Genomic DNA, 24,426 nt, shown 5'->3' with positions numbered 1-24,426 from the left:
CGATCTTCACCCCAAGTATACCACCTTTATCCAGCCATCTATCATTGCTCCCATACCAAAAAAAGGCCCTGCTGATTAAACAGCAAGGACCTTTCACTTCAAACAAATTAAACGGCAGTAACCGAGAACATCAAGCCGCAATAAATCAGCATGGCGGCGCCTAACCCGCTTAACAGCCCGACGGCTGCTGCCCGGTTCCTGCGAAATACGTTCACGACATTCCAGAGGAGACCAAGCCCAAGGCACAGGCAGAGTATCCCGATCCAGCTCCACGTAAAGGCCAATTCACCGATCGTAAACCCGGGATGGAACCAGACAAACGTTGCTGCAGGGCCATATGACGCCAATGTATCCACGACCTCGTGCGGCGCCGGCTGCTGGTTCATGTAGCCGGTGACGATATAAATCAGCCAGATCAGGATTCCCTCGCTTCGTGCCCATGCCGCGGGTCGATAGCTTCTATCCCTGCGCAGCTTGCGCTTGACGAGATAACCGTTAACGAACGCGAACACCAACAGCGGCAGAATGAGAATATGCTTGACCAGCAGGGCCTGACCGTAGGACAGCGTCCAGCTGTTTACGGGTTCCGGCGTCACGGCTGTCATCAGGAACAGACCCGATCCGACGACAATGATGACGCAGGCGATGGCTAATGGATGGAACCATCGGAGAAACGCACTCCAGCGATCATGTTCCGTGCTGAACCATCCTGTAAGCAGCAGCGTTCCCGTCCAGATGGCCATCGCCGTGAAATGGCCGAAGAAAGCAAGCTGTCCAACGCCATCGAACAGGGATGCAGCGTGGTTGAACGAAGACATGGCGACGGCAATGCCCAACAGAACAGCGGGCATAAGCCAGCGTAAGGGAGAGCCGGGCTTCCGGCGGACGATCAGGGTCAGTACCGCCAATAGGATCGAAAGAACCAGTATCCAGGCATAACGCTCGCCCTCGCTGAATTTGAACATGATGCTGTTAAAGGACTGCCAGAATCCGATATCATCCTTGAAGAACATGATGATTTGCAGTAGCGGCACAAATCCGAATAGGATGATGGCTGCCCCCGCCGCTGGGCCGAGCCAGGCCGGTACCGAAATGTCCGGCTTATAAGCCTTCGGTACCAGGGACAACACCGTGATCCCGGCCAGAATGGCGTATGCTAAATATAAAAACGGCTCGCTTAACCAATAATAAGACATTACTTTCTCTTCCGGGATGCTTTAATTCCAAAGTATCCTGCGACAACGGCCACGATGACGATAATCACGATCCACACGGTCGACCCGTTTCCTTCGGATGTGTCATTAGCCGGCGTATTCTCCGCCTGCTGATTCGTATCCGTCGACGGATCTGCATTGTCTGCGGCTGTATCATCCGCCGTTGTTTCATCCGGTGTACTTCCTGTATCCGCAGGCGTTTCTTCGGTGTCGGTAGAAGTCTCCGGAGCAGCTTCCCCTTCCGGTGCATCGACTTCGAAAGCATACGTTCCGTCAACGGGATGTCCATCTCCGCCAACGATCTTCCATTCCACCGTGTAGGAACCGGATGGAAGCGGTCCTGCCAGCGTTCCAGCCATAGTGTTCTGGTTAACCTTGACTTCCGATACTTCAACCTCTTCGCCTTGCGCATTCTTCACCTTGAGGGTGCTTAAATTTTCATCGATATTTTCATTGAATGACAGATTGACTTCCTTCACGCTTTCCGTGATCTTGGCGTCTGCCGCGGGCGTACTGGATTCCAGCTTGGAATGCGCCCACGTTGCTGTCGGGAACACCAGTACAAGCAGCAGACCCAAGGTCAGCAGAACCGAAGTTTTCACATGTTTCAACATGCCTATCTCCTCCAAACCATTTATCTTAAATTTGAATCTTCCCCATCATAACAAAGACGTTCTCTCAATGCTAATGAGTATATTGTGAACAATGATCCTATCCTATTTTACACAAAAATGGGAACGCCGCACAGATTGCGGCGTTCCCGTTATAGTTCACGGATCCGGTTCTACTATCCTCTCTCGTACCAATAGCCAGGTATCCCTTTGGTCAGTCGCAGCAAGGCCTCGAGATAATAATAATCCCCCCAGATCATGTAATCGTCCGGTCCCATCCCGCCTCTGACATAATAGGAACCATGCTTGATCAAGCCTTCCTCGGCAGCTTCACCGATAGTGGAATAACGGTTTACAAGGGAGATCATGGACTTCTCGACGGCGTCTGTCAATAGCCCTTTATTGCCATCTTCCTCTTCCAGGTGCTCCAGGATCTCCAGCATCCCGCATGCGGCGATGGCGGAAGCGGAACTGTCGCGAGGCGTACCCGCTTCGATCGGAACGTCAAAATCCCAATAGGCGACATGGTCTTCCGGCAAATGCTCGATAAAATAGCGGGCAGCTCGCACGGCGGTATCCAAATACTTCGGATCACGGGTAAAACGGTAGGAAAGCGCAAATCCGTAGATGGCCCATGCTTGCCCGCGCGTCCAGGTGGAGCCGTCGTGATATCCTTGGTGCGTCCCACCGCCGATGGGCTTCCCGTCCGACGGCTGGAAGTAGAAGGTATGGTACGAAGAATCATCCCCTCGCATTAAATAACGGCGGCTCTTCTCCGCGTGCGCGACGGCCACGCGTTTGTAGCGTTCGTCGCCTGTTTGGTCATACGCCCAATACAGCAGCGGTATGTTCATCATGCAGTCGATGATAATGCGGCCGCCGTTCTTCTCGTCGCCCTTCCGGCCCCAGGCCTGAATATACTGGCCTTCTTCCCGCCAGCGCAGCATCAGATGGTCGGCTGCTTTTAGGGCCAGCTGTTTGCCCTCTTCATGTTCATCCACGATCCACGCGGCCAATGCGGAGGGCAGGTATAGAAATCCGATATCATGATGATCCAGATGCCGCTTCTCCTCCAGCCGCGCCTTGTAATCCTCCAATTGAGCGATTGCCGTATCCTTAAACAGCGGGTCCTTCGTATATTCATAACACAGCCAGATCATTCCGGTGTAGAATCCTTCAATCCAGTCATTGCTTTCTCCCCACTCGTATCGCTTCTCCGCCGTGATGTGAGGGAATTTCATCGGAAATAAACCGACGTTCCTCTTGGTCTTTTCAACCGCATCCATGATGGCCTGTTCCCACATGGTTCACATACCTCCTATTCTTTGATGGCGCCGATCATGACGCCCTTCACGAAATATTTCTGCAAGAACGGATACAGAAACAAAATCGGCAGCGTCGCCACCATAATCGTCGCATACTTAATCGTTTCGCCAACCGGCATCCGATCTCCCCCTCCTACCGAGGTCATCATGCTGCTGGTATCGTTCTGGATCAGAATCTCGCGCAGGATCAACTGCAGCGGAAACAAGTCCCGGTCCCTTAAATAGATGAGGGCATCAAACCATTTATTCCAATGCCACACCCCGTAAAAGAGCACCATGACCGCAATGACCGGCAGCGATAACGGGATGATGATCCTGAACAGAATGGTCCAGTCGGTGGCTCCGTCGATCCGCGCGGATTCCTCGAGCGCATCGGGTACCCCTTGAAATGCCGTTCGCATAATAATCAAGTTCCATGTCGTCATGGCGCTTGGAATAATCAATGCCCAGTACGTATCAAGCAGACCCATATTTTTCACGAGCAGGTATTTCGGGATGAGCCCGCCGTCAAAAAACATCGTCATCACGATCAGCATCATGATGGCGCCTTTCCACATCACGTTTTTCCTGGATAAACCATAGGCTCCGAGAGCCGTCATGAGAATGTTCAGCGTCGTGCCGACGACCACGTAAAATATCGTGTTCAGGTAACTTCGGATGATATTCGGGTTCTCGAATACCATTCGATAGGAGTCCAGCGAGAAGCCCTTGGGCCACAGCAGGATGCCCCGGTGCTGAACGAATTCGGCGGGCGTGCTGATCGAAGCAAACAATACGTAGAGAAACGGATATAACGTTATGATCGATAACAAACACAATAGGATGACATTCGCAGAATCAAACAGGACTTCACTGACCGATCTAGTAGTTCGCATGAGATCCCCCTCTCTACCACAGCTTCGTGTCGGTAAACCGCTTGCTGAGATAATTGGCTCCAATGAGCAGCGCAAAGTTAATCAAGGAATTGAACATGCCGACAGCGGCGCTGAAGCTGTAGCTTGCTTCCAGTATCCCCTTGCGGTAGACATAAGTCCCGATCACGTCTGCCGTCTCGTAGATGACCGGGTTGTACATGATCAGGATCTTCTCATCCTGCAGCGCCATAAAGGAACCGATCCGCAAGATAAGCAGAATGATCACGGTCGGCAGGATGCCAGGGAGCGTAATTTGAAGCATCTGCTTCCAGCGGCCGGCACCGTCCACTTTCGCCGCCTCATACAGGGACGGATCGATATTGGAAATGGCCGCCAGATAAATGATGGAGCCCCAGCCAATCCCCTGCCAGATGGCGGACGAGGTATAGATGGTGCGGAACCATTCCGGCAGCCGCATGAACGAAATCGGCTTGCCGCCGAAGTAGGTGACGATATGGTTGATCAGGCCGTCCACCGCCAAAAAATCCACCAGCATCCCGACAACAACGACAACGGAAATGAAATGGGGAATATACGTAATGGATTGTACGGTCCGCTTAAAGATCCGATGTCGCACCTCGTTCAGCATCAAGGCCAGCACGATGGAGGCGGGAAATACGAAGATAAGATCGTACGCGCCGAGGATAATGGTATTGGAAACGACCCGCTCAAAGAAAAATCCGTTAAAAAAATCGCTGAAATGTTGAAAGCCGACCCATGGGCTATTCCAGATGCCGAGCCCTGCGGAGAAGTTCTTGAACGCAATCTGCAGGCCGTATAACGGTCCGTAATGAAACACGGCATAAAACGCCACAACCGGCAGCAGCATCAGGTAGATCGTGGAATTCCGGCGAAAGTCCTTCGCTGCTCTTGCGCTGAAGCTCTCGGATTTGCTCTGTATCGTCATGCGTTTTGTTTCTTCCTTTAGCTGCACCCTATGCCCTCCTCTGTGAAAAATAACCCGCATGAAGAAGGCGACGGCTCGCCCGTTTTCTCCCTCTTCATGCGCTTCTACAACTTACCGGCTGTTAAAACGGTCCAGCGCAGACTGCTGAATCTGAAGGGCTTCTTCAATGCCCATTCCCTGCACCGTTTGGACAAATTGATCAAAGCCGCTGATCGGCTCCACGCCCATAATGAATTTGTTGACCATCTCTTCGTAATACGTATTAATATCGTTCATGATCGAGGCATAACGCGTGCTCTCTTCTGCCGTCGGCGAAATAATCGGCATTAAACGGTCGTTCTCCGCCTTCATCCATGTCTCAATGGCCGCTTTTTGCTGAGGAAGCGCGGAATACTGCTCGACGTAACGGCGATCCTGAACGAAAGGTCCCGAATAACTGGCCAGGTTGTATTTCGACAACGCCTGGGTGATCGACAGCCCATCTGGATTCTTCATCACTTCGTCGGTATAGGTCGGGTACCCGTCCTTCATCTCGTAGCTGACTCCCTCAACCCCGAAATTAAACAGCATGTGCCCTTCTTCCCCATATTTGTAGTCGAGCCATTTCACCGTTTCCGCCGGGAACTTGTTCGCTTTCGTCACAGCTGCCCCAAACCCGTTGAACGGCGAATCCTTCTGTCCAAGAAGCGGCGTGTCCCCCTTCTTTAGCACAACGTTGGGAGCGCCCACCAGACTGACGTCCGGATTGCTTTTTAACATGAGTTCGGAATAGCGGCCGAGGCTGCTGCCCATGTATCCGGAGAAGGCACCCACTTGATTGTTGGTCACTTTGGCATCTTTGAGCGTCCCGTCCGTTGCCGCATAATCCTGATCGATCAGGCCTTCGGCATACCATTTGCTCATCGTCTCCAAATAAGATTTGAATTCCGGTTGGATGGGGCCGTACTGTACCTTCCCGTCCACCTGATAAAATCCTGTCGTAATTCCCCACGCGCCGACAAATGCATGGTTAATGCCCGTCATATCCATATCAAGCAGGAGCGGGATTTCATCCGCCTGGCCGTTCCCGTTGGGATCCTGGGTCTTGATCGCTTTTAATACTTCATACCACTCGTCAATCGTTTCCGGCACTTGCAGGTTGAGCTGATCCAGCCAGTCCTGGCGAATGATAAGGCCGTTAAAGGTCAGCAGATACTCGTCTCCGCGGATGAACGGGAATACGTAAATGTTTCCGCCATCCGTCGTTATCAGCTTTTTGTATTCCGGGTGTTCGTTCAGCAGTTTCGATAGGTTCGGAGCATGCTCTTCAATCAGCTCATTCAGGCGAATGATCGAACCGTCCGATATCGCTTTATCCGGCCCTCCGGATACGTTGGCCCAGCCATACTCCACGACATCCGGCAAGTTGCCCGACGAGACCATAATGTTGAAGGCGTCTGCCTCTTGCCCTGCCGGCGGATGCTGGAACTTAACCTTGGTCCCTGTCAATTTCTCCATTTCCTGATAGGCGGCAATGCCGTTCATATCCTGCATCGTTGCCGATGCGTTGGCATTCAGCGATACCCAATAGGTCAGCTGGCCGGGATACCCCGTTTCTCCGCCTGAGGCAACGCCCGTTCCTTCCTTGCCTTTGTCGCCGGCAGGCTCCTCGGCTCCCGAGCCTTTTCCGCTGCACCCGGCAATCATAGCCACAATCAGCATGAAGATGGCCAGTCTCGTCATACGTTTCCGGTTTGTTTTCAAATCACGACGCCTCCCTTTTTTCCTAATGAATGATCATCCGAAATGTTCAGGCCGAGTTGATGCCGGCCCTGCCTCAAATATTAATGCTGAAGCGCTTTCAACGTATATCGTACAGTTTCTGGATCCATATACAGCGATTAAGAATTGAGATGATCATTTCTTAAGGTTGATGATAGGGAATGCAGGGTTTCCTTGTATTTTCCCGGGGTGATCCCTTCGTATTTCTTGAATACCCGGATAAAACCGACATCGCTGGTATAACCGACGGAACGGGCGATGTGCGAAATCGTATTTTTGGCATCCCGCATCATTTCCTTGGAGCGCTCGATCCGAATTTTGGCCAGGTAATCGGTCAGATTGGTCCCGCTGTTCTTCTTGAAGAAGGCTGACAGATAGGGCGGCGTGATATCGAATTGCTCGGCAATGGAAGCCAGGCTGATCATGGCATCGTCGTGATGCTCCGTGATGTAGCTTTTTATCTTATCCAGGAGCTGCGAGGAGGAATCGCCTCTCTGGTCTCTTACGTACAGGCAGACCTGGCCGAACATCCATTTCACTTCCCGGTACAGCTCCTCTACCGTGCTGCCCTCGGTAATGTCTTCGATCGATTTGCCTGCCTGACCGAATACGTCCTCGTATTTCAAATTTAAGGCATTGAGCAGCTTGAACATCGTGCTGAGCAGGTTCGCGAACATGAGTCGGCCGAGCTCGGGCGAGATGGATTGACCGCTGAAGTTGTTGTGGTACAGACTTTGAATGATATCCTGAGCCTTATCCGTATCCCCGCTTTTCATGGCGTTAATGAGCTGGATTTCCGTCTCAATGGGAAAATCATAATACACCCCCGTTTTCTGCTTCATTTCATCGTAGAATAAAATCGGTTTATAGGCCGTAAAAATGGAATATTCCAGCGCCTTCAAGCTTTGGGTATATCCGCTTGCCAAACATCCAAGATCCGAACGGATATCGCTGATCGCGATCGTGATCTCGGACTTGAAGCGCTGTTCGATCACCAGCTTCACTTGTTCCGCCCAATCGTACAGCTCGCCCGCCTTGTCCTGCAGAGGTTCCGGCATATTCAGAATCATGGCAACCTGGTTCTTCTCCAGATCCACGGAATACGCGGTAAAGGGATGAATTTCTTCGGCCACCTTCCCGGTGACAAAGCGGATCAGGGCCCATTCGCTTTCCCGTTCGTTATGAATGAACCCGCTGGCATCCCTCAACTCGATCAGGGCAACGGCAAAGCCGGGAAACGGAAACGATATCCCCATGAATTCCAGGGCATGCTCCGACATATCGGCCGCATCCACGTTTCCCTTCAATAAACGCTGCAAAAAGTTGGACCGGATCACCGGCGTTTGCCTCGACAATTGCTCCTTCATCTCCGTCTGCTTGCCAAAGGAATCGGCCATCGTGGATTTGATGAAATCATATTCGTTGCGTACCTTCCCCTCCTTGACCGGATGGGATTGGCGAATAAAGCGGATAATGTCGCGCAGGGGATAATACGCCCGGTACGTCATGTACGCGCAAGCGGCAACTCCGGCGGCCAGGCAGATGCCGAGAACGCCTGCGGCCATTCGTTTGACCATATTCACCTTTTCCATAAACACTTTTTCCGGCACGACCGACACGTACTCCCACCCGCTGCGTGCGGATCTGGACGATACCGTCATGACGGCCTGCTTATCCTCAGCTTTACCCACATTGGATACTCCGGTTTCACCGGCACGAAGAATCACTTGACCGCTGGCATCCTTAATGGATATCGTTCCGTTGTTGGTTTTCACGATCTCCTCGAGCAAGCCTGTAATCTGCCTTTCGTCGATCAGCATGACAAGGGCGCCTTTGGGGTTGTTTTTCTCGCCAAATGGAAGCGTTTGCATATAAGTGAGCATTCGTTTCTGGTTCAGGCCTTTGCCGACCTCCGTTACGGGCAGATACCGGTTGAAATGAACGCCGCGCAGTATATCCGCTTGGTATTGTTGAAAGGTTAAGCTTTCATATCCGTAGATATCGGAGAACAAGACGCTGGACGTCGTTTTTAAGGTTGGGCTGAGAACCGTATCGCTCTCATCAAGATACACATAAAAATCGGTGATAAAACTGCTGCTGTTTCGGTACCGCTGCATTTCCTGCATGAAGGTGTAGTAATTGTAATGCTCCGCTCCGGTTTGAGGGGATCCTGCCTTTAACAGCGCATCCAGTCTCGGATGTGAAGTAATGTTCCGGGAAATCAAATGCATTTCATCCAATCGGCTGTCCACGACCTGCTTGGCCTGTTCGATGAGTGCCATGTTGGAGTTGTTGGCATTCTCGATCATAATTCGCTCGATTTGGGTATACAGACCCCAGAACACGATGACCGGGATCAGCAGTACCACAAGATAGGACATGAGCAACGTAACGAACACGGATACGCGATTGGATCGCTCATTTCTTGCGGTGGTTGTCGTCAAATTCCCCATACCCTCATTCCTTCCATTCTTTAGATGTGTTCTTTCCGCACTTACATTAATTACATCATACTGTTTTTATTTAACATGAACAGGTTTTCTTCAAAAATGTTAATGCATCACGAAATTGTATCATACTCGAACGCTGCGGCTTCCTCTACGATGGAAGTGTTCCGGTTTCATGGCCGGAAATCGATAACAGTCGGGAGGGAATGGATGTGAAACGAATGGCTCTGATTGTACTCATGCTGATTACGGGGCTTCATGGCTTTTTGCCGCCCCCATTGGCATGGGCAGAGAGCGAACGAGATCAGGTACAGGAGGGTTTGCTTGTGAACAGCGGTTTTGAGGCAACGGAGGCGGGGTCCAGTTGGTCAGGCGGAATCAAGCCGGCAAATTGGGGACAGTGGCTTCCAACAGGCTCGCCCATATTGGGAGTAGATTCGGGAATATTCAAATCCGGGAAACAATCGGTCAGCATCGAAGGTCCCGCAGGAACGTCCAGCCGGGCAGCCATAACCCAGTCCATCCCGGTAGAGGTCGGGAAAACGTATCGGATCAGCGGCTGGGTCAAAACGGAATCCGTCAGCAATGCCGCGCTCATCCGATATCAAATGAAGCGAACCGGCACCAGCAATGTGCTGGTTCATGTCGGAACGCTCAAGGGCACCCAAGACTGGACATATATGGAGAAGCTGTTCACCGTTCCGGATAATGCAGCCTCACCGCCCCTATTGACCGTTGAGCTCTTTCTGGAAACCGGAACGGGCAAAGCTTGGTTCGACGATGTGTTGGTTGAGGAGCCGCTTCAATCCATCGCGATCGAACCGGATGTGGCCTATCTGAATACGGGAGAGACCATAACACCTTCCGTCCGTTATGAGCCAGGTTCGTCACCTCCCCCTCAGCTGCAGTGGTCTGCGTCCAAGCCGGAAGTCGTGGAAGTGACGGATCAAGGCGACGTAACCGGCCTTTCCACAGGACTTGCAACCGTAACGGCAGCGACTTATGACGGTGCTCATACCGCCTCAATGGCGGTCAGCGTCAATGCGCCGGACACCTTGCTGGTGGACGATTACGAAGGCGAAACGGCTCAAGGCCAAGCTTTGCTCGGGCAGTTGTCCGCGCGCGACAGCAGCGGTGCCGACCATACGTATCTCCTCATCTCCCAGCCTGCGCACGGCATGATTACCGTAAAGGAGAACGACAGCTTTACCTACTATCCCGACAGCGGCTTTAGCGGTACGGACCGCTTCCAGTTTGCTGCCCTGCAGGCTGATACGGGCGGCGCCAAATTCGGCCAGGGCACGATCCACGTTACTCCTGTGAATGCTGCTCCCCTGTTGGATTTGGAATGGGGTTATACGACGATGAATACTTCCCTTTCCGGCCAGTTCACGAAAGCGGAGGATCCGGATGGAGATCCGATCGCATGGAAACTTGAAGCACCGCCGGCACAGGGCACGGTTCAAGTGGATGCCGAGGGTACTTATCGATATGCTCCCAATGAAAACTATCTGGGGTACGACCGTTTTCGCATATCGGCTGAAGATGGACGTGGCCGACGTACGGAAAGCGATATGCTGGTCTTTGTCGGGCCGACGGCAGATCGAATTTCGGAATCGCTACACGGTCATGCCTCATCCGCCCGTTCCCATCCGCGCCTTCTCGCATCCACGGACGATTTGAACCGCTCCAAGCAATTGCTGGCAAGCGGAGATCGTTATTTGACGGAGTGGATGCAACTCTTGAGAAATCAAGCGGACCCCGTCCTTGGAACTTCGCCGCTAACCTACCAACCTAATGGCGGCAATGCCTACATGCTACGCGACCGCTTGATTCCGACCGCGCTCATGTATCGCTTGACCGGCGAATCCCGTTATGCCGAACGTGCGTGGCAGGAACTGGAGGCGATGACGCACTACCCCGATTGGGGCGGCAGAACCAATAACATCCTTGCCTTGTCCGAATTGTCTTTTGCCGTTGCGCTGGCCTACGATTGGATATACGACGATTTGAATGAAGCTCAGCGAGCCCAATTGAATGCGGCGATTCGAGATCATGCGCTTGCTGTCGCGCTCGATTGGTACCGGGGGGAATTCCGCCATAACGGGGAGCACAATAACATTAACCTGGTCGACAACGGAGGCCTTGGCCTGCTTGCGTTAACCGTTGCGGATGAGCCTGAGACCGAGGATCAGGCGCTGGAAGTCATCCAGAGCACGTTTCAGAAGCTGCAATATGCGCTTCGTCACTATACCGAGGACGGTTCTTGGCCGGAAGGTCCTGCTTATTGGCATTATGGAGGCCAATACTTGGCCATGTATATTCAAGGCTTGAATAAAAGCCTGGGTACCGATTTTGGGCTATCCCTGCTGCCGGGATACGAGGCATCGGGCGCATATCCGTATCATTTGCTAGGCGAAGGCGGCGTGTTCAATTTTTATGATGGCGGCGTCAGCTACAACATGTATGAATCCTTATGGTTCGCCTCGTTCTTCAACAAACCTGAATACGCCTGGTTTATTGGCGATCTGTATGAGCGCAAGGGCTACTTCCACCCTCTCTATCTGGTGTTTTACGAGCCTGGCATGTTTGAAACGGTTCCGACGGAGCTGGATCGTTTCTTCACCGGCATTGAATCGGCCTCCATGCGGAGCGCATGGGATGATCCCTATGCCTTGTTTGCTTCCATGAAAGGCGTTAACGAAACGATGCGAAGCCATAACGATCTGGATGGCGGTACCTTCGTTTTTGACGCGCTGGGCGTAAGGTGGGCATCCGATCTGGGGAACGAATCCTACAGCTTGCCCGGCTTCTGGGATTACAATTATAATCGCTGGACGTATTACCGCAAAAAAACCGAGGGACATAATACCATCGTCATCAATCCCGTCCAGAATCCGATTGTTCAGCAAGAGCCTTACGGCACAGCCGTTACGATAAAAAAGGAATCGAAGCCAAGAGGAGCCTATACGATTCTGAATATGACCGACCTGTACCGGAAAGACGCAGGCGAGATGTTAAGAGGAATGAAACTCTCTGCCGATAGACGCGAGCTGGTCGTCCAGGATGAGATGAAACTGAAGCTTCCTTCAGAGCTGTATTGGTTCATGCACACCGGAGCGGACGTGGAGATTGTTGCGAATGGACGCGCCGCCATTCTTTCACAACAGGATAAGCGGCTGTATGTTGAGCTGGTCGAAGGACCGGCCGGTGCCCGGTTCTCCGTCATGGATGCAGCGCCGCTGGCCACCTCCCCGAATCCGGATGGCCAATCCAGCAACGAAGGCATGCGCAAGCTGACCATACACCTGGAGCACGTCCAGAATGTCCGGTTGTCCGTTCGCATGGTTCCTTTATACGCAAACGATCCGATACCTCCAGCGGAGACGGGGTTTACTCCCCTGCTGGAATGGACCATACCTGACGGCGATCTGCCCGAACCGGCAGCCCGACCTATGGCTAACCGTTTATTAATGGACGGAATGCCGCTCCATGGGTTTCGTCCAGAAGTCACGTATTATGAAGTCGGACTTCCGTTTGATGCTCCCTCTCCGCCTGTGATGACGGCCGAAGCGGATCATGCCGTGGCCATTGATCAGGCAGATACGATTCCGGGTACGGCAACCATCGTCATTCAGAACGACGCTCAACCGAATCTGAGCAATAGATATACCATCAAATTCACCCGGAATCCGGCCATAGGCGAACCGCCGAACCATCTAAAATACCAGGTACGGCATGTTACCGCGAGCGCCGTTCCCGAATCGGCGAACATTCCGGAACATACCGTCGACGGCAACCTGAGCACTCGCTGGTCCGCGCCGGGTACGGAATACGTACAGCTTGACCTGGGTGAGCCGAAGCCAGTGGGCGCTGTTTCGCTGGCCATATATTTAGGGGATACCCGTAAAAACCGGTTTGATGTTCTTGCCTCCGTCGATGGCGAAGAATGGTCGACCATCTACGAGAATGGGCTGACTTCCGGCACGACTGTGCAGCCTGAAACTTTTCTTGTGGAGCAAACGACAGCCCGATACATTCGGATACTGGGCAAAGGAAATAATGCCAACCCGTGGAATAGCTTCACCGAAGTCGGCGTGTACCCGCTAGCCCCGATCGTGATGCGCGTGGAAGCTTCAGATGAGCTCAAACTGGGCGAATCGGGACAGATCGAAGCCTGGTACGGCTTTCCGGGCGGGATGCGTGAACAGGCGGAAGAGCTGACGTACACATCCGATGCTCCGGATATCATTCAAGTGAGTTCAACCGGACGGATGAAGGCGATATCTCCGGGAAGCGCTGCGATCTCGGTTAAGGACCAACGTTACGGATTCGTTGAAACGCTCCATGCCACGGCCGCATTCGATGGAAATCAGCCTTTTCTCCGGCTGCTGGGCAAGGATCTAATGACTTCCAAGACAACGCAGCAGTTTCGGGCTGAACTTCTTCACCCCGATGGCCGCAAGGAATCCCTCGACAAACTCAGCTATCGCAGCAGCAACCCCCATATCATCTCCGTTAACGCACAGGGAGTTGCCCGCGCGAATCAAAGCGGAATTGCCGTTGTCAGCGTAACCGACCGGACGAGCGGCAAGACGGATTCCATGGCTATAACCGTCCGTTAAGTCCAAGCGGCTATATTGGGATATTCGCCACTGTTTTGCGAATACGGGTTATAATCAGGAAAGGATCGTCCCCGAGGAGACGATCCTTTTTTATTTTATCCGCAACAAGTTAAGGTTCATATATCATTTTGCGGGTCATGCCGCCGTCCACCACCAGATGGGACCCTGTTACAAAGTCATTCTCCGGATCGGTAAAATAAAAGCAGGCTTTGGCGATATCGGCCGGAATTCCGACCCGACCCGCAGGGTGCTGCTTATGGTCCTCGGATCGAAGCTCTTCATAATCCCCGGTTTCAATCCAGCCCGGACTTATGCAATTCACCCGAATTCCATCGGGCCCCAGACTAACGGCCATGGCATGACTCAACGCAACGATGGCTCCCTTGGAAGCCGCATAAGCTTCCGAATTCGGCTCGGACATGATGGAACGCGTGGAGGATATATTGACGACAGCCCCGCCATTCCCACTCTTTTTCATATATGCGGCAGCCTCGCGGGTAGCCAAAAAACAGCTTCTGGCGTTCGTGTTGATTACGTCGTCCCATTCTCCCACCGTAAGCTCATATGGTGATTTCCATCGGGAGACCCCTGCGTTGTTTATTAAGATATCGATGGTGCCCCCATATTGGGCCGCTTGTTTCATCAGGCGTTTAATCTCTTCTTCCTTCCTCACATCGCAGGGGATGAAGACGGCATGAAATCCTTGATCCTTCAAGGTGTTTGCCGCCAGATTGCCCTGCTCTTCATGAACGTCGCTTACTATCACTCGAGCTCCGCTAACCGCATAAGCCTCAGCCAATCCGCGGCCTATCCCGTTCGCAGCGCCCGTTATCACCACCGTTTTATCCTGAAATTTCATAGGCAGCTCCTCCTTCTCCTACATTATATACCACAGGAGAAGGCGTCATAAAATGAACCAGCCTCTTATTTAGGTTGTTCATAACCCCGGACCACATGAAGATGCGCTCTGGGGTGCCTGACGAATCCGTAGTACCGGGTTCCCTGAAAACGAAGCAGTCCCTCGTCCCCTTCCGCGCACATGCCGAATTCCTCGCCGTTTACGGCAAATTCCATGCGATCTCCGCTCTCCACTTCGAATGTCAGATAATAGGTGGTACGAGTACGGCTCGACATCGTATCATCCGTCTGCTGTGTATGTTTCACTTCCGTTCGCTTGCTCACAATTTTGGAATCGACCGATAGCAAAGGCTGTCGGTTATTCTGACTCCATTGCAGGATTCCCTTACCGGCCGACAGCAAAATGATCCCGATGACGACGATGAAAAACACGGGCATAACGCTGCCGAAAAAATCGAACATCCAATCTGACCCCGATCCCATACGGCTCCCCCCTCCACCTTGTCTTGAAATATGTATATGCTTTATGTCGGACAATTTAACTCATGCATCATGGAAAGTTTGATTGAAATTTTAAAGAACTTGTCCCTTTCTGGGAGCGTCAAAAAAAGCTGATGCCGGCACTTTGCCAGTCATCAGCTTCTTCACGAAACCTTATAACGCCCTGATCCATTCATTGTCTTCATCTTGTTCATACCCGCTTAATCGTAAGCCAATCTCATCCACTTCATCGTTTCTTCTTGTCCCGTCATTTCATGGTCCTGCGGTGCCATGTCTTGCTCGTTCCAGCAAGCCAGACATTGCTCCTCCGTCTGACATAAACATGCATCATCGCAATGATAGCACAAGCGAAGGAAATTTATCGTCATTTGATCGGTATGCATAAGGATCGTCCCCTTCCAAACATTTTGACGTACCTGATTACATCTTTATAGTAGCATACAGGTTGAATTTTATTTGTGATTAATTTCACAATATAATATGTTTATAAAGGCTTTATCGGAACCGTTGGTTTTAGCCGATAAAGCCTTCGTCATCGAGAGAGTTTTAGATTGGCGGATCAGTTCCTGCTTGTAGGTTATTAGTCGGTATTACAACCCCTGCCAGGTTACGCCGCCGTCACTGCTTTTCATCAGGCGCGATCGGTTTTTGTCCGTCGTTTCAATCAGCATCCAGCCGACATCCGACGATGTGAATTGCAATTTGACCACATTCGGATATTTTGCAAGATTATCGGACAACAGCTTGCTTCTAGGGAATGGTGTCCAGGTCTTGCCCATATCGCTCGTATGATAGACGATGCCGTTCACCATTCTCCATCCGTCATGCAGACGACGGAAGACAGGCTGGATGGTCCCCTTCCCGCTATTTCCCGTCATGGGGAACGACACCAAATTCCATGACTTCCCCGTATCGGCCGTAAAGTAACCCAAATAGTTCGCCTGATCTTCCTTTACGCAGGTAACCGGTATATAAATCTCGCTTCCGCTTCCACCTTTGCCCAGATACTTGGGAGTCCCGGCAAAAACGGAACCGCACGCATCCAGCAGCTTGCTTTTGAATACTTGGCCGGAAGACTTCCACTTCTGTCCTCCGTCACGTGTTATATACAACTTGGAAGATTGCATTTCACGGATGGTCGCAAACCCGACAAGCGAATCCGTGAACGTTAATCCGATGACGGATCCGGTTCGCGGAATGACGCTTCCCGGAATTCGGGATGTCGGATACTCCGTATTCTGCATAATCTCATCCCATACTCCGCCATTATTGCTGGTGTGAAACAGCGACTTCTCTTCCGATCCCCGGGAGAGATCGCCTTTCGCCATAATCCATCCCTGCTGGGATGAAACGAACGACATTGCCGTAACGACTCCCGTCTCCGGAAGCGAAGAGAGCTTCCAGCTGCCGCCCCCGTCGGTCGTATTGAGCAGGATCGTTTCGGCCGATCTCTGTTTGTTTCGTATAATCCAACCATGATTTTTATCCGTGAACACGATGTCTTTCCCATACTCCAGCTTATCAACGAATTGGACATTGGATGATGGAGAGATATCGACCCAGGTCTCACCGTAATCTTCGGTCTGATAGAGACGCAGTTCTGTGTTCGTGATCCCCCAAGCAATCCCCGTTGACTCATTGAGCAGATGGAAATCCGTCAACCGTGTATGTATCTGATATTTGCTTTTTTCCTCAGGTGCTTTCATGGCCGTATCCGGCGTTACTAGTGTGATGGTCTGACCTTCTTCTTCATCTTCAATTGATTCAGGAGGGTCTTCTACAGTAGAAGTTTGCTGTTGTTGTTTTATCGGTTCTGAGGTACAGGCTGCTAACATGAATACAATCATCATCAGCATACCGAGCCAGAATATAAAACGTCTAGATATCAAGAATTCTTCCTCCTCTTATTCGATGTCATGCCGGCAAGTCTGCTTTTTCGACATTATAACATATTACATCCTACGGAAATGTAAAGAACCAGCTTGCAAAATTTACAATACTGTAGCTTTTTTGATAGCGTCATTCTCAGATGCATAAGGATGTTTCGATTATGGAAGACTTTTGAGGTGTGCGAATGAGCAAGATCATTACATACAAGGAGGTGAACTTTCATGGCTAAACCTGATAATCGCGAAGACAATGTCGAACATCTGCAGCAGGCCGTCCAAAACACGATCGAGAACTTCCGCGAGGCAGAAGATTATCTTCAGGAGTTCGGGGATGAGATCCCCGCAAGCGAGAAAGAACAGATTCAAGACCGCAATGCTCGTCGCGAAAAGAGTATTTCCGGCTTCCGGGAAGAGATTAAAGACGAGGCTGCCCACCAGCAAGGAGAATAATCTTCAGACCGCAAAAAAACAGGAGGAGCTTATGAAGCTCCTCCTGTTTTTTGCCGCACTAGCGTGGGCTCTTTCTGACAATGACGCCTTTATAATCCTTTAATTCTTGGGACGCATCCGTAATAAAGTGCCTGATCGCCTTCACCCTTGATTCCAATTCCATCGTATCGTTCGAACCTACCTGCACAACCGATGCAGATGCTGTCGATATCACGTCCAGGCATCCCACATGAATCGTTTTATGGTCATGTATAACGTCTAAGTCTACTTCTGACGGAAGCTGCCATGCAGGTATGGATCTCGAAAAAATCGGATAGTCCTCATAATTGCCTTCGTCCTCAAAAAAAACCGGAACTTGACGTTGAATCGCCAATGCTCGGGTATAGGCATCGATATGTCCCGATTCGCCGCAGATGCATGCCGAACTATTAGAGATATTGATGATATATACGTTATCAACGAGTACATGGCGCTTCATGGTGCGGTAGCCGGTGATAACGGAACGAGCGGGGTGATCTGCAGGGATTCGGAAGGAGTGTCGTAGATGGAACTGCTATTAATAACCCGGGTATCTCCGATCAACAGCACGGATGAGCTGGAGATCGCCGTAATACGGATCGAACCAACCCGGAGCTCTTTATTGATGACCGTCATTTTCATTCGTATTCCTCTTTCCATGTTGCAAATTATGAAGATGATGCTCGACTGCCGTATCGATTTCTTTTTTCATTTGATTAGCGATCATTTGCTCAACATCACCTGGATTTATCGCGGTACTGTTCGAGTGGTATTGCTGTAAGTAAACGTTGATGCGATCTCCGAGTTGTTTTCGGATATCTTCTATCATCACCGCAGCATATTGATCTCCAAGTTCGTGATTGGACTGGGGATTCATTTGCTCGAGTCGCGCCGGCACGGCATGTTCCAAGTGGCTTGATACCTGCTGATGTATGTTTGAGTAAAGATCCCTTCCGGCAGCTACCGCCTGTAATTGTTCTGCCGGCTGGCCATTGACGGTGATATCCCCCAGAGACTTCCCATCTGAGGGCGTCAGTCCAATGTTTAAGGTTCCTTCCAATTTTTCGATTTTCAATAAATCAAAATTATATTCGACGTGATCCGTCGACTTTTGATTGCCCTGCTGTAATTGATTTATTTCATTACTTATTTCCTTTAGCATTTGTTCCATTCTGTTAAGCTGCTCCGTCTGGGATTGAAGGCAATGGAACAATTGCTGGATATGGTATTGATACATAGCATCTCCCCCCGCTCCCTAATGATTGTATGCGTATGATATGAGCCTCATTCTGGCCGATATAGATCTTCAATCGGCGCAGGTAACGGAACCAGGGGGGCCATATTATTCGGAGGCTCGAACTCCGGAGCAGGGCCCGTAAAACCGCCCGTGTTATATATATTGGATAATGCGCGGATCTCACCTGCGGTTCCAATCTGAAGCACCGAGGAATTGGTCACCGCGTCAACCCGAAGCTGCTGTATATTAATGCATTGATGTATCGTTAGATTCACTGGGGCTCACAACCTTAATTAAGCATTAGGCGAATCAATAAGGTCTGGATCGAATGTATTCGTGCTGTTGGCTTGGTTATTAGTTATATTCGTACCAATACTGTCTCCGGTGGTGAACGAGTTGGCGCCGGAATAAGCTTTTGTCGTGCTGTTTAAATCGATTACTCCTGTATTTCCAACTAGTACCGTAGAACTGGGGCCCACGTTTACGATTTTCATATTGCCGATAATTGAAACCACAATTCCACCTCTTTGTTCAAAATCGTCCGCTTGGATTTATTCTATGTGGTCGGATGCCCAGATGTCACTATAACATTCCTTCGCCCATACACTGGAACAAAGAACGTAGGAGGGATTATCGTGAGCTCAAGATCCAAAAAGCCGGACTGGTTGACACAGGACTCTTTCTTTAACAACAATTCCTTTCCATTTAAGGATCTGAATCATCTCAATGAAGATTATCAGCTGGATCCGACGATCATTGAGGATTATGTAAAGGATACGATACGAAAAGCGACTGCCGGAAATGAAATTCTTCCCGACCCGCATTCGCTTCGCTATGAAACGTTAGATACTCATAACTTTCTGATCGTGAAATGTTATGTGCCTAAACGCATCCATCCCGAAAATTTATGGATTCAGCTGAACCGGACGCAGATCAAAATCAACGGCTTGCCAAAAGAACAACACCAAACCATATCTTTACCCGTCCCCATACTGCCTGCGCAATCCGTTGCGACCTTTAGACAGCCTACGCTTCAAATTAAGATGCCGAAAATGTCTCCCGGCCGCCTGCGCGATATCAATATTCGTTTCTTGTGAATCAGACGGATAACAACAAGGACAGCCAACAGAAGCACCGTTCAAAACAACTTGCATGCAATATCCGTTGTTTGCAGGTTGTTTTGACTCATCTTATCTAATACTTATTGATGACTGAATTGCGATATAGTAATGGGAGTTTTTCCTTGTTTAAACCTTTATCATGGCTGCTTTGTAAGTGGTTGGGCTGTATTTAAGAGGATGTAGCTAGATATCGCTTGAGGTGTTTTCTATTGTGAATTTTTCATATATTGAAATAACATAATCAAAAAGAAATAAGCTGATTTCAGTTAAGAAACCAGCTTATTCAAAGATCTATATGAAGGCCGCATGTCCGGGCGTGTTAAGCCTCGGAAACGACCGTATAGCGCTCGTTGAGATGTTTAGGCTGCTCAAGCTCATCGAGCACCGCGATGACGTAATCGGCATAGCTGACGTAGCTTTTACCGCTGGCGTTACCAATGACTTGATCTTTGCCCTCCTGATAACTCCCTGTTCGCCGACCTTCCGGATTAAAGAACGCTGCCGGACTAAGATACGTCCATTTTACATCCGAAGTTTGTTCCAGGTCCTTCAAATTCTCGCCGGCATGGAATGCCGTCGGATAATATTCCTTCGGAAAATCGGGCGTTTCTAAAAGTCGAAGCGTTTTGGCTTCGTCCACAAACAAGCTGCCGGCTCCTCCGACAACAAACAGTCTGGTATCCGTGCCTTTTAGTGCTTGTATCAGCACCCGGCCTACTTCCACATATTGAGTCTCCTGCCCAGGCGCCGCGCCAAATGCATTCACGACAACGTCGAACCGCTGAAGATCGGCGCTGGTCAGATCCAGCACGTTCTTCTCCAAAATGTTTATGCTGGAATCGGAGATTTTGGATGCATTACGCACGATCGCCGTTACTTCATGACCGCGTGCTTGTGCCTCCTTGAGAATCAGATTTCCCGCTTTCCCTGTCGCACCGATAATACCAATCTGCATTTCGAATCTCTCCTTATCAATTGTATGTACAAATGAGTGGTGAAAAAGACAGAGGCTACATTCCCCTTTTCAGCAATTCGCTGGATTCATGGAGAAGTTTCGCTAACTGTTCGCTATGCTCCTTCCCCAAGAGGGAAACATACTCTCCGTATAACTTTTCAAAATATTGGTTCAGCTCCCGGTATAACGCCATCCCCTCGTCCGTCAAGAAAATATGCGTTTCCTTCCATTCGGATTTGCGCTTTACCAGAAGTTTCTCCTCCAGCTTATCAATGAATCGGGTGCTTGTGGATGGAGCAATCGACAATTTATCGCTAAGCTCTTTGTGCGTAATTCCGGGATATTGATGGATCACCACCAGCACATAGGAGTACGTTGGGGATAAGCCGGCTTTTGCAAATGCATCCTCCGCCATCTTGGTCATGGATCGTGCAAACCGATTTGACGTAAAAAACAGGCACGAGCTTAAAATGGAATCATCGATGTTCATATCCAGCCACCTCTCATTTGTATATACAAATTAACATTTAACTATGTTATTGTCAACAACTTTATTTTAGTTAGTTTCAATGCTTTTTCCTCTTTCGTTTGTCAATAAGTTCGGGTTCAGCCGTAAGCATGCTCCACTGATGGTAGAACGTGTTACTAGTACTTTTATGAATTTTTCATATGTTGAAATATTATTCCCTCCTCAAGGGTAGTAAAAAATCGTTGACCTTGTCATTAGTGTCAAGGTCTACACTGTATTCGAAGCTAATCCTTAAGGAGGTATACAATGAAACCATCGAAACAACATCAAGAACAAATGCTCGAAACTGAAACTCGGCAAACGCCGGCAAACGGCAGCCAAACCGCCGTAACGGTGCTGGGGCTTGGACCCATGGGGCAAGCCCTGGCCGGTGCATTGATCAGGAGCGGCCATTCCACAACGGTGTGGAACCGGACATCGGCAAAGGCTGACTCGCTGGTAAAGCAAGGTGCCGTGCTAGCTCCGTCCGTTAAGGATGCGGTGTTTGCCAGTCAGCTTATTATCATCTGCGTGCTCAACTATGATGCGGTGAACGCCGTTCTGTCTTCTGAGACAAGTGCATTGAAAGGAAAAACGCTTATAAACCTGACAGCCGACGTACCTGAACGTGCGCGGGAAATGGCGGAATGGGCTTACCACAACGGAATTGACTACATCGATGGCGCCATAATGACGCCGATACCTACGATTGGGGAGCCTTCGGCCGTCATTTTGTACAGCGGGCCCGAAGACGTTTATCGCAGCCATCATCGTATACTCGCCAGCCTGGGCGGAACCGCTTCGTTCCTGGGCGAGGATCCGGGTCGTGCAGCGGCATATGACGTGGCGCTGCTAGATGTGTTCTGGACAGCCATGAGCGGTTATGTGCACGCGCTGGCCATTGCACGGGCGGAGAACATCGCTGCGAAAGACATCGCCCCTTATGCGCACAATATCATTCGCATTATGCCGGATATCATGACCTATATGGCGCATGATGCGGATCGGGGCGTTTACCCTGGGGACAGTTCCAACCTAATCTCGAATGTAACGAGTATGGAGCATATCATCCACGCTGCCGAACATCATGGAATTGATAGCAGCGTCTTAATCGCAGCAAAAGCAATTGCCGAAAAAGCAATCCATGCCGGCCATGGAGAAAACGGCTTCTCCCGCTTGATCGAGTATAATCTCACCTCGCCATAATTGACCGATCACGCTCGCTGCAGTTTAATACTCGTATGAAACCTAACAACGAATAGGCAAGTCAAACAGGCGACTTCATGTCCCCTCTTGACTTGCCTATTCGTTGAGTTCGCCGTTTCCTTAACCTTTGACGGCTCCCTCGGTCAGACCTTTCTGGATATATTTCGAGATAAACAGATATACAATCAGAACCGGAATAACCGTCAATGATACTGCCGTCGCCATCAGACCAAAGTCCGTTCCGTATTGCGAGCTGATCTCATTGAGCAAGGCAACGATTGGACGAACATTCTCTTTGTTCACAAAGATCAATGCCGAGAACAAATCATTATACGACCACATAAACACGAAGATGCTTGCCGACGCGAATACGGGCTGAGAGATCGGAACGAAGATTTTCACAAACATCTGCCATCGGTTGCAGCCGTCCATGAATGCCGCTTCTTCAAGTTCTTTCGGAATGGTTGCCATGTAACCGGCAATAACCAAGGTCGCAAACGTCAGATTGCCTGCCGTTTGCGGAAAAATCAAACCCCAGTATGTATTGACCAGACTGGTTTTGATAAGCAGCTCATAGACCGGAACCACGGTTGCAAACGCAGGAATCAGCAGCGTCGCATACAAAATGGAATAAATGGTTCGCTTTCCTCGAAAGTTGAACCTGGACAATACGTAAGCAGCTAATCCTCCAAGCAATAATACCAAGAATACGGTGCTGAAGGACATCACCAAACTATTGATATAACTTCTTCCGATATTAATGCGGTCAAATGCGTTCTGATAGTTAACAAATACCGGTTCCCAGGCGATGCCAAAGGAATTATTCATCACATCGCGGGATACTTTGAACGAGTTGTTCACGATCCAGAATAACGGATAGATGGTCGTTAAGGACCACGCTGTCAAAATCACGTACATCAACGTGGTGCCTAGACTAAACCGACGCTTCCTAACGCGCTGAGTTTTGTGTTCAACGACGATGGTTGGCTCCATAACAGTACACCCCTATAATGCTTAGTATGTAATCTCGTCTCTTTTCAACAAACGGTTGGCTATCAACGCAAGCAGCACGCCAAAGACCACCATGTATATCGCAACCGCCGATCCGTAACCAAAGTTCTGGTCCACCATGGCCTTTTTGTACATGTACGTCCCCAGCACCTCGGTTCCGTTCTGGCCGCTCGTGATGACCCAGATGAACTCGAACACCTTCAACGTACCCGTAATGGCAAGGGTAATGACGACCTTGATGTCACTCATGATAAGCGGAATTGTAAGCATCGTTGTTTTTTTGAGGCCCGTGATTCCTTCCAATTTTGCGGCTTCATAATAATCCGAAGGTATTTTGGACATGGCGGTCAAGAACAGAACGAAATAAAAGCCCACATAATGCCATACCGTTGGGATCGATACCGCTTTAAGCGCATTTTTCGCATCCAGCCACAATACCTTCTCGATGTTGAAATTCGCCAGCAAGTTGTTCAGCAAACCGAAGTTGTAGTTGTAGAAGAGCACAAACAACAAAGAAATAGCCGTACCGGATATAACCACCGGGAAGAAGAATACGGTTCGATAGAACCCTTTCAGCTTGGATATGTTATCTACCAGGACGGCCAGCACTAGCGCAATTCCCACCTGGAACACGATAACATAGAGCATAATTTCCAGCGTGTGCAGCGTTGCAGCGCCAAGCAGCTTATCCGTAACGAGTCTCTCATAGTTTGCCCAGCCCACAAACTTTTTGTCGAAAAAGCCGCTTGTGCGATAAAAGCTGAGATACAAACTCTTGAAGAACGGATAATATAGAAAGATTGTCATGATGGCCGCTGCGGGTAATAAAAACAGCACAATGTACTTGCGATCACCCTTCATATTAATC

Annotated in this window: 24 protein-coding genes; 4 read left to right on the top strand and 20 right to left on the bottom strand. The window is 50.1% G+C overall.

Going from position 1 to position 24,426, the window contains the following annotated elements; translation table 11 throughout:
• Positions 1–107: 107 nt before the first annotated feature.
• From MHI43_RS12725 to MHI43_RS12695, 7 genes are all read right to left on the bottom strand, one after another.
• Complete coding sequence (locus tag MHI43_RS12725; protein ID WP_036665320.1) at positions 108–1,196, bottom strand: CopD family protein; 1,089 nt, start codon at positions 1,194–1,196, stop codon at positions 108–110.
• Entirely contained in the window at positions 1,196–1,828 is a 633-nt protein-coding gene (locus tag MHI43_RS12720; protein ID WP_036665322.1) for a copper resistance protein CopC, read from the bottom strand. Before MHI43_RS12720 ends, MHI43_RS12725 begins: the two co-directional genes overlap by 1 nt.
• 173 nt (positions 1,829–2,001) lie before the next feature.
• Complete coding sequence (locus MHI43_RS12715) at positions 2,002–3,129, bottom strand: glycoside hydrolase family 88 protein (RefSeq protein WP_036665324.1); 1,128 nt, start codon at positions 3,127–3,129, stop codon at positions 2,002–2,004.
• 14 nt (positions 3,130–3,143) lie between these two features.
• A complete protein-coding gene (locus tag MHI43_RS12710; protein WP_036665327.1) occupies positions 3,144–4,025 on the bottom strand; it encodes a carbohydrate ABC transporter permease in 882 nt (293 codons plus the stop codon).
• 13 nt (positions 4,026–4,038) lie between these two features.
• Positions 4,039–4,998, bottom strand: coding sequence for an ABC transporter permease subunit (locus tag MHI43_RS12705; RefSeq protein WP_036665329.1), 960 nt, complete (start codon positions 4,996–4,998; stop codon positions 4,039–4,041).
• Between the two features lie 84 nt (positions 4,999–5,082).
• Complete coding sequence (locus MHI43_RS12700; protein ID WP_015734749.1) at positions 5,083–6,714, bottom strand: extracellular solute-binding protein; 1,632 nt, start codon at positions 6,712–6,714, stop codon at positions 5,083–5,085.
• A gap of 137 nt (positions 6,715–6,851) precedes the next feature.
• On the bottom strand, positions 6,852–9,185 hold the full coding sequence (locus MHI43_RS12695) for an AraC family transcriptional regulator (RefSeq protein WP_036665331.1): 2,334 nt from the start codon (positions 9,183–9,185) through the stop codon (positions 6,852–6,854).
• A gap of 215 nt (positions 9,186–9,400) precedes the next feature.
• Here MHI43_RS12695 and MHI43_RS12690 point away from each other — a divergent pair, with 215 nt between their 5' ends.
• Complete coding sequence (locus MHI43_RS12690; RefSeq protein WP_341283284.1) at positions 9,401–13,804, top strand: Ig-like domain-containing protein; 4,404 nt, start codon at positions 9,401–9,403, stop codon at positions 13,802–13,804.
• Between the two features lie 109 nt (positions 13,805–13,913).
• Here MHI43_RS12690 and MHI43_RS12685 read toward each other — a convergent pair whose 3' ends face one another.
• From MHI43_RS12685 to MHI43_RS12670, 4 genes are all read right to left on the bottom strand, one after another.
• A complete protein-coding gene (locus MHI43_RS12685) occupies positions 13,914–14,663 on the bottom strand; it encodes a glucose 1-dehydrogenase (protein ID WP_036665336.1) in 750 nt (249 codons plus the stop codon).
• Between the two features lie 65 nt (positions 14,664–14,728).
• Positions 14,729–15,145: a DUF2500 domain-containing protein gene (locus MHI43_RS12680; protein WP_015734745.1), complete on the bottom strand. Its 417-nt coding sequence runs from the start codon at positions 15,143–15,145 to the stop codon at positions 14,729–14,731.
• Positions 15,146–15,363: 218 nt separating this feature from the next.
• Positions 15,364–15,546 carry a hypothetical protein gene (locus MHI43_RS12675; RefSeq protein WP_036665338.1) on the bottom strand — a complete coding sequence of 61 codons (183 nt, stop codon included), beginning with the start codon at positions 15,544–15,546 and terminating at the stop codon, positions 15,364–15,366.
• Between the two features lie 207 nt (positions 15,547–15,753).
• Entirely contained in the window at positions 15,754–17,052 is a 1,299-nt protein-coding gene (locus MHI43_RS12670) for a YCF48-related protein (RefSeq protein WP_015734743.1), read from the bottom strand.
• 222 nt (positions 17,053–17,274) lie between these two features.
• Between MHI43_RS12670 and tlp the strand changes: the two genes are divergently transcribed.
• A complete protein-coding gene (tlp, locus tag MHI43_RS12665; RefSeq protein ID WP_009589405.1) occupies positions 17,275–17,502 on the top strand; it encodes a small acid-soluble spore protein Tlp in 228 nt (75 codons plus the stop codon).
• Positions 17,503–17,560: 58 nt separating this feature from the next.
• Here tlp and MHI43_RS12660 read toward each other — a convergent pair whose 3' ends face one another.
• Genes MHI43_RS12660 through MHI43_RS12640 form a run of 5 tightly spaced genes read right to left on the bottom strand, consistent with a single transcriptional unit; the run spans position 17,561 to position 19,251 of the window.
• Complete coding sequence (locus MHI43_RS12660; RefSeq protein ID WP_015734742.1) at positions 17,561–17,980, bottom strand: spore germination protein GerPE; 420 nt, start codon at positions 17,978–17,980, stop codon at positions 17,561–17,563.
• Positions 17,977–18,162 carry a hypothetical protein gene (locus tag MHI43_RS12655; protein WP_015734741.1) on the bottom strand — a complete coding sequence of 62 codons (186 nt, stop codon included), beginning with the start codon at positions 18,160–18,162 and terminating at the stop codon, positions 17,977–17,979. Before MHI43_RS12655 ends, MHI43_RS12660 begins: the two co-directional genes overlap by 4 nt.
• A complete protein-coding gene (locus tag MHI43_RS12650) occupies positions 18,140–18,757 on the bottom strand; it encodes a spore germination protein GerPC (RefSeq protein WP_036665341.1) in 618 nt (205 codons plus the stop codon). Before MHI43_RS12650 ends, MHI43_RS12655 begins: the two co-directional genes overlap by 23 nt.
• 47 nt (positions 18,758–18,804) lie before the next feature.
• A complete protein-coding gene (locus tag MHI43_RS12645) occupies positions 18,805–19,032 on the bottom strand; it encodes a spore germination protein GerPB (protein ID WP_015734739.1) in 228 nt (75 codons plus the stop codon).
• An 18-nt stretch (positions 19,033–19,050) separates the two neighbouring features.
• Positions 19,051–19,251, bottom strand: coding sequence for a spore germination protein (locus MHI43_RS12640; RefSeq protein WP_235201895.1), 201 nt, complete (start codon positions 19,249–19,251; stop codon positions 19,051–19,053).
• 141 nt (positions 19,252–19,392) lie between these two features.
• On the opposite strand from MHI43_RS12640, the gene MHI43_RS12635 reads away from it, so the two are divergent.
• Positions 19,393–19,854 (top strand): Hsp20/alpha crystallin family protein, encoded by a 462-nt coding sequence (locus tag MHI43_RS12635; protein ID WP_015734738.1) that lies wholly within the window; start codon positions 19,393–19,395, stop codon positions 19,852–19,854.
• Positions 19,855–20,197: 343 nt separating this feature from the next.
• Here the strand turns inward: MHI43_RS12635 and MHI43_RS12630 are convergent, their stop codons facing one another.
• On the bottom strand, positions 20,198–20,833 hold the full coding sequence (locus tag MHI43_RS12630; RefSeq protein ID WP_015734737.1) for an NAD(P)-dependent oxidoreductase: 636 nt from the start codon (positions 20,831–20,833) through the stop codon (positions 20,198–20,200).
• Between the two features lie 55 nt (positions 20,834–20,888).
• A complete protein-coding gene (locus MHI43_RS12625) occupies positions 20,889–21,323 on the bottom strand; it encodes a MarR family transcriptional regulator (RefSeq protein ID WP_015734736.1) in 435 nt (144 codons plus the stop codon).
• A gap of 285 nt (positions 21,324–21,608) precedes the next feature.
• Here MHI43_RS12625 and MHI43_RS12620 point away from each other — a divergent pair, with 285 nt between their 5' ends.
• Complete coding sequence (locus tag MHI43_RS12620) at positions 21,609–22,547, top strand: NAD(P)-binding domain-containing protein (RefSeq protein ID WP_015734735.1); 939 nt, start codon at positions 21,609–21,611, stop codon at positions 22,545–22,547.
• A 120-nt stretch (positions 22,548–22,667) separates the two neighbouring features.
• Here the strand turns inward: MHI43_RS12620 and MHI43_RS12615 are convergent, their stop codons facing one another.
• Positions 22,668–23,540 carry a carbohydrate ABC transporter permease gene (locus tag MHI43_RS12615; RefSeq protein WP_009589480.1) on the bottom strand — a complete coding sequence of 291 codons (873 nt, stop codon included), beginning with the start codon at positions 23,538–23,540 and terminating at the stop codon, positions 22,668–22,670.
• Positions 23,541–23,561: 21 nt separating this feature from the next.
• Positions 23,562–24,419 carry a sugar ABC transporter permease gene (locus MHI43_RS12610; protein WP_009589479.1) on the bottom strand — a complete coding sequence of 286 codons (858 nt, stop codon included), beginning with the start codon at positions 24,417–24,419 and terminating at the stop codon, positions 23,562–23,564.
• Between the last annotated feature and the right edge of the window lie 7 nt (positions 24,420–24,426).

This window comes from Paenibacillus sp. FSL H8-0457 (assembly GCF_038051935.1).
Taxonomy (GTDB): Bacteria; Bacillota; Bacilli; order Paenibacillales; family Paenibacillaceae; genus Paenibacillus_AQ; species Paenibacillus_AQ lautus_A.
This window is presented reverse-complemented; position numbering and strand designations above follow the sequence as displayed.

What these genes read in the sequence shown, in the direction of transcription:
- MHI43_RS12725 (WP_036665320.1), bottom strand. Translation starts at nt 1,196, where the DNA reads ATGTCTTATTATTGGTTAAGCGAGCCGTTTTTATATTTAGCATACGCC.
- MHI43_RS12720 (WP_036665322.1), bottom strand. Translation starts at nt 1,828, where the DNA reads ATGTTGAAACATGTGAAAACTTCGGTTCTGCTGACCTTGGGTCTGCTG.
- MHI43_RS12715 (WP_036665324.1), bottom strand. Translation starts at nt 3,129, where the DNA reads ATGTGGGAACAGGCCATCATGGATGCGGTTGAAAAGACCAAGAGGAAC.
- MHI43_RS12710 (WP_036665327.1), bottom strand. Translation starts at nt 4,025, where the DNA reads ATGCGAACTACTAGATCGGTCAGTGAAGTCCTGTTTGATTCTGCGAAT.
- MHI43_RS12695 (WP_036665331.1), bottom strand. Translation starts at nt 9,185, where the DNA reads ATGGGGAATTTGACGACAACCACCGCAAGAAATGAGCGATCCAATCGC.
- MHI43_RS12690 (WP_341283284.1), top strand. Translation starts at nt 9,401, where the DNA reads ATGGCTCTGATTGTACTCATGCTGATTACGGGGCTTCATGGCTTTTTG.
- MHI43_RS12685 (WP_036665336.1), bottom strand. Translation starts at nt 14,663, where the DNA reads ATGAAATTTCAGGATAAAACGGTGGTGATAACGGGCGCTGCGAACGGG.
- MHI43_RS12680 (WP_015734745.1), bottom strand. Translation starts at nt 15,145, where the DNA reads ATGGGATCGGGGTCAGATTGGATGTTCGATTTTTTCGGCAGCGTTATG.
- MHI43_RS12675 (WP_036665338.1), bottom strand. Translation starts at nt 15,546, where the DNA reads ATGCATACCGATCAAATGACGATAAATTTCCTTCGCTTGTGCTATCAT.
- tlp (WP_009589405.1), top strand. Translation starts at nt 17,275, where the DNA reads ATGGCTAAACCTGATAATCGCGAAGACAATGTCGAACATCTGCAGCAG.
- MHI43_RS12660 (WP_015734742.1), bottom strand. Translation starts at nt 17,980, where the DNA reads ATGAAGCGCCATGTACTCGTTGATAACGTATATATCATCAATATCTCT.
- MHI43_RS12655 (WP_015734741.1), bottom strand. Translation starts at nt 18,162, where the DNA reads ATGAAAATGACGGTCATCAATAAAGAGCTCCGGGTTGGTTCGATCCGT.
- MHI43_RS12650 (WP_036665341.1), bottom strand. Translation starts at nt 18,757, where the DNA reads ATGTATCAATACCATATCCAGCAATTGTTCCATTGCCTTCAATCCCAG.
- MHI43_RS12640 (WP_235201895.1), bottom strand. Translation starts at nt 19,251, where the DNA reads ATGAAAATCGTAAACGTGGGCCCCAGTTCTACGGTACTAGTTGGAAAT.
- MHI43_RS12630 (WP_015734737.1), bottom strand. Translation starts at nt 20,833, where the DNA reads ATGCAGATTGGTATTATCGGTGCGACAGGGAAAGCGGGAAATCTGATT.
- MHI43_RS12625 (WP_015734736.1), bottom strand. Translation starts at nt 21,323, where the DNA reads ATGAACATCGATGATTCCATTTTAAGCTCGTGCCTGTTTTTTACGTCA.
- MHI43_RS12620 (WP_015734735.1), top strand. Translation starts at nt 21,609, where the DNA reads ATGAAACCATCGAAACAACATCAAGAACAAATGCTCGAAACTGAAACT.
- MHI43_RS12615 (WP_009589480.1), bottom strand. Translation starts at nt 23,540, where the DNA reads ATGGAGCCAACCATCGTCGTTGAACACAAAACTCAGCGCGTTAGGAAG.
- MHI43_RS12610 (WP_009589479.1), bottom strand. Translation starts at nt 24,419, where the DNA reads ATGAAGGGTGATCGCAAGTACATTGTGCTGTTTTTATTACCCGCAGCG.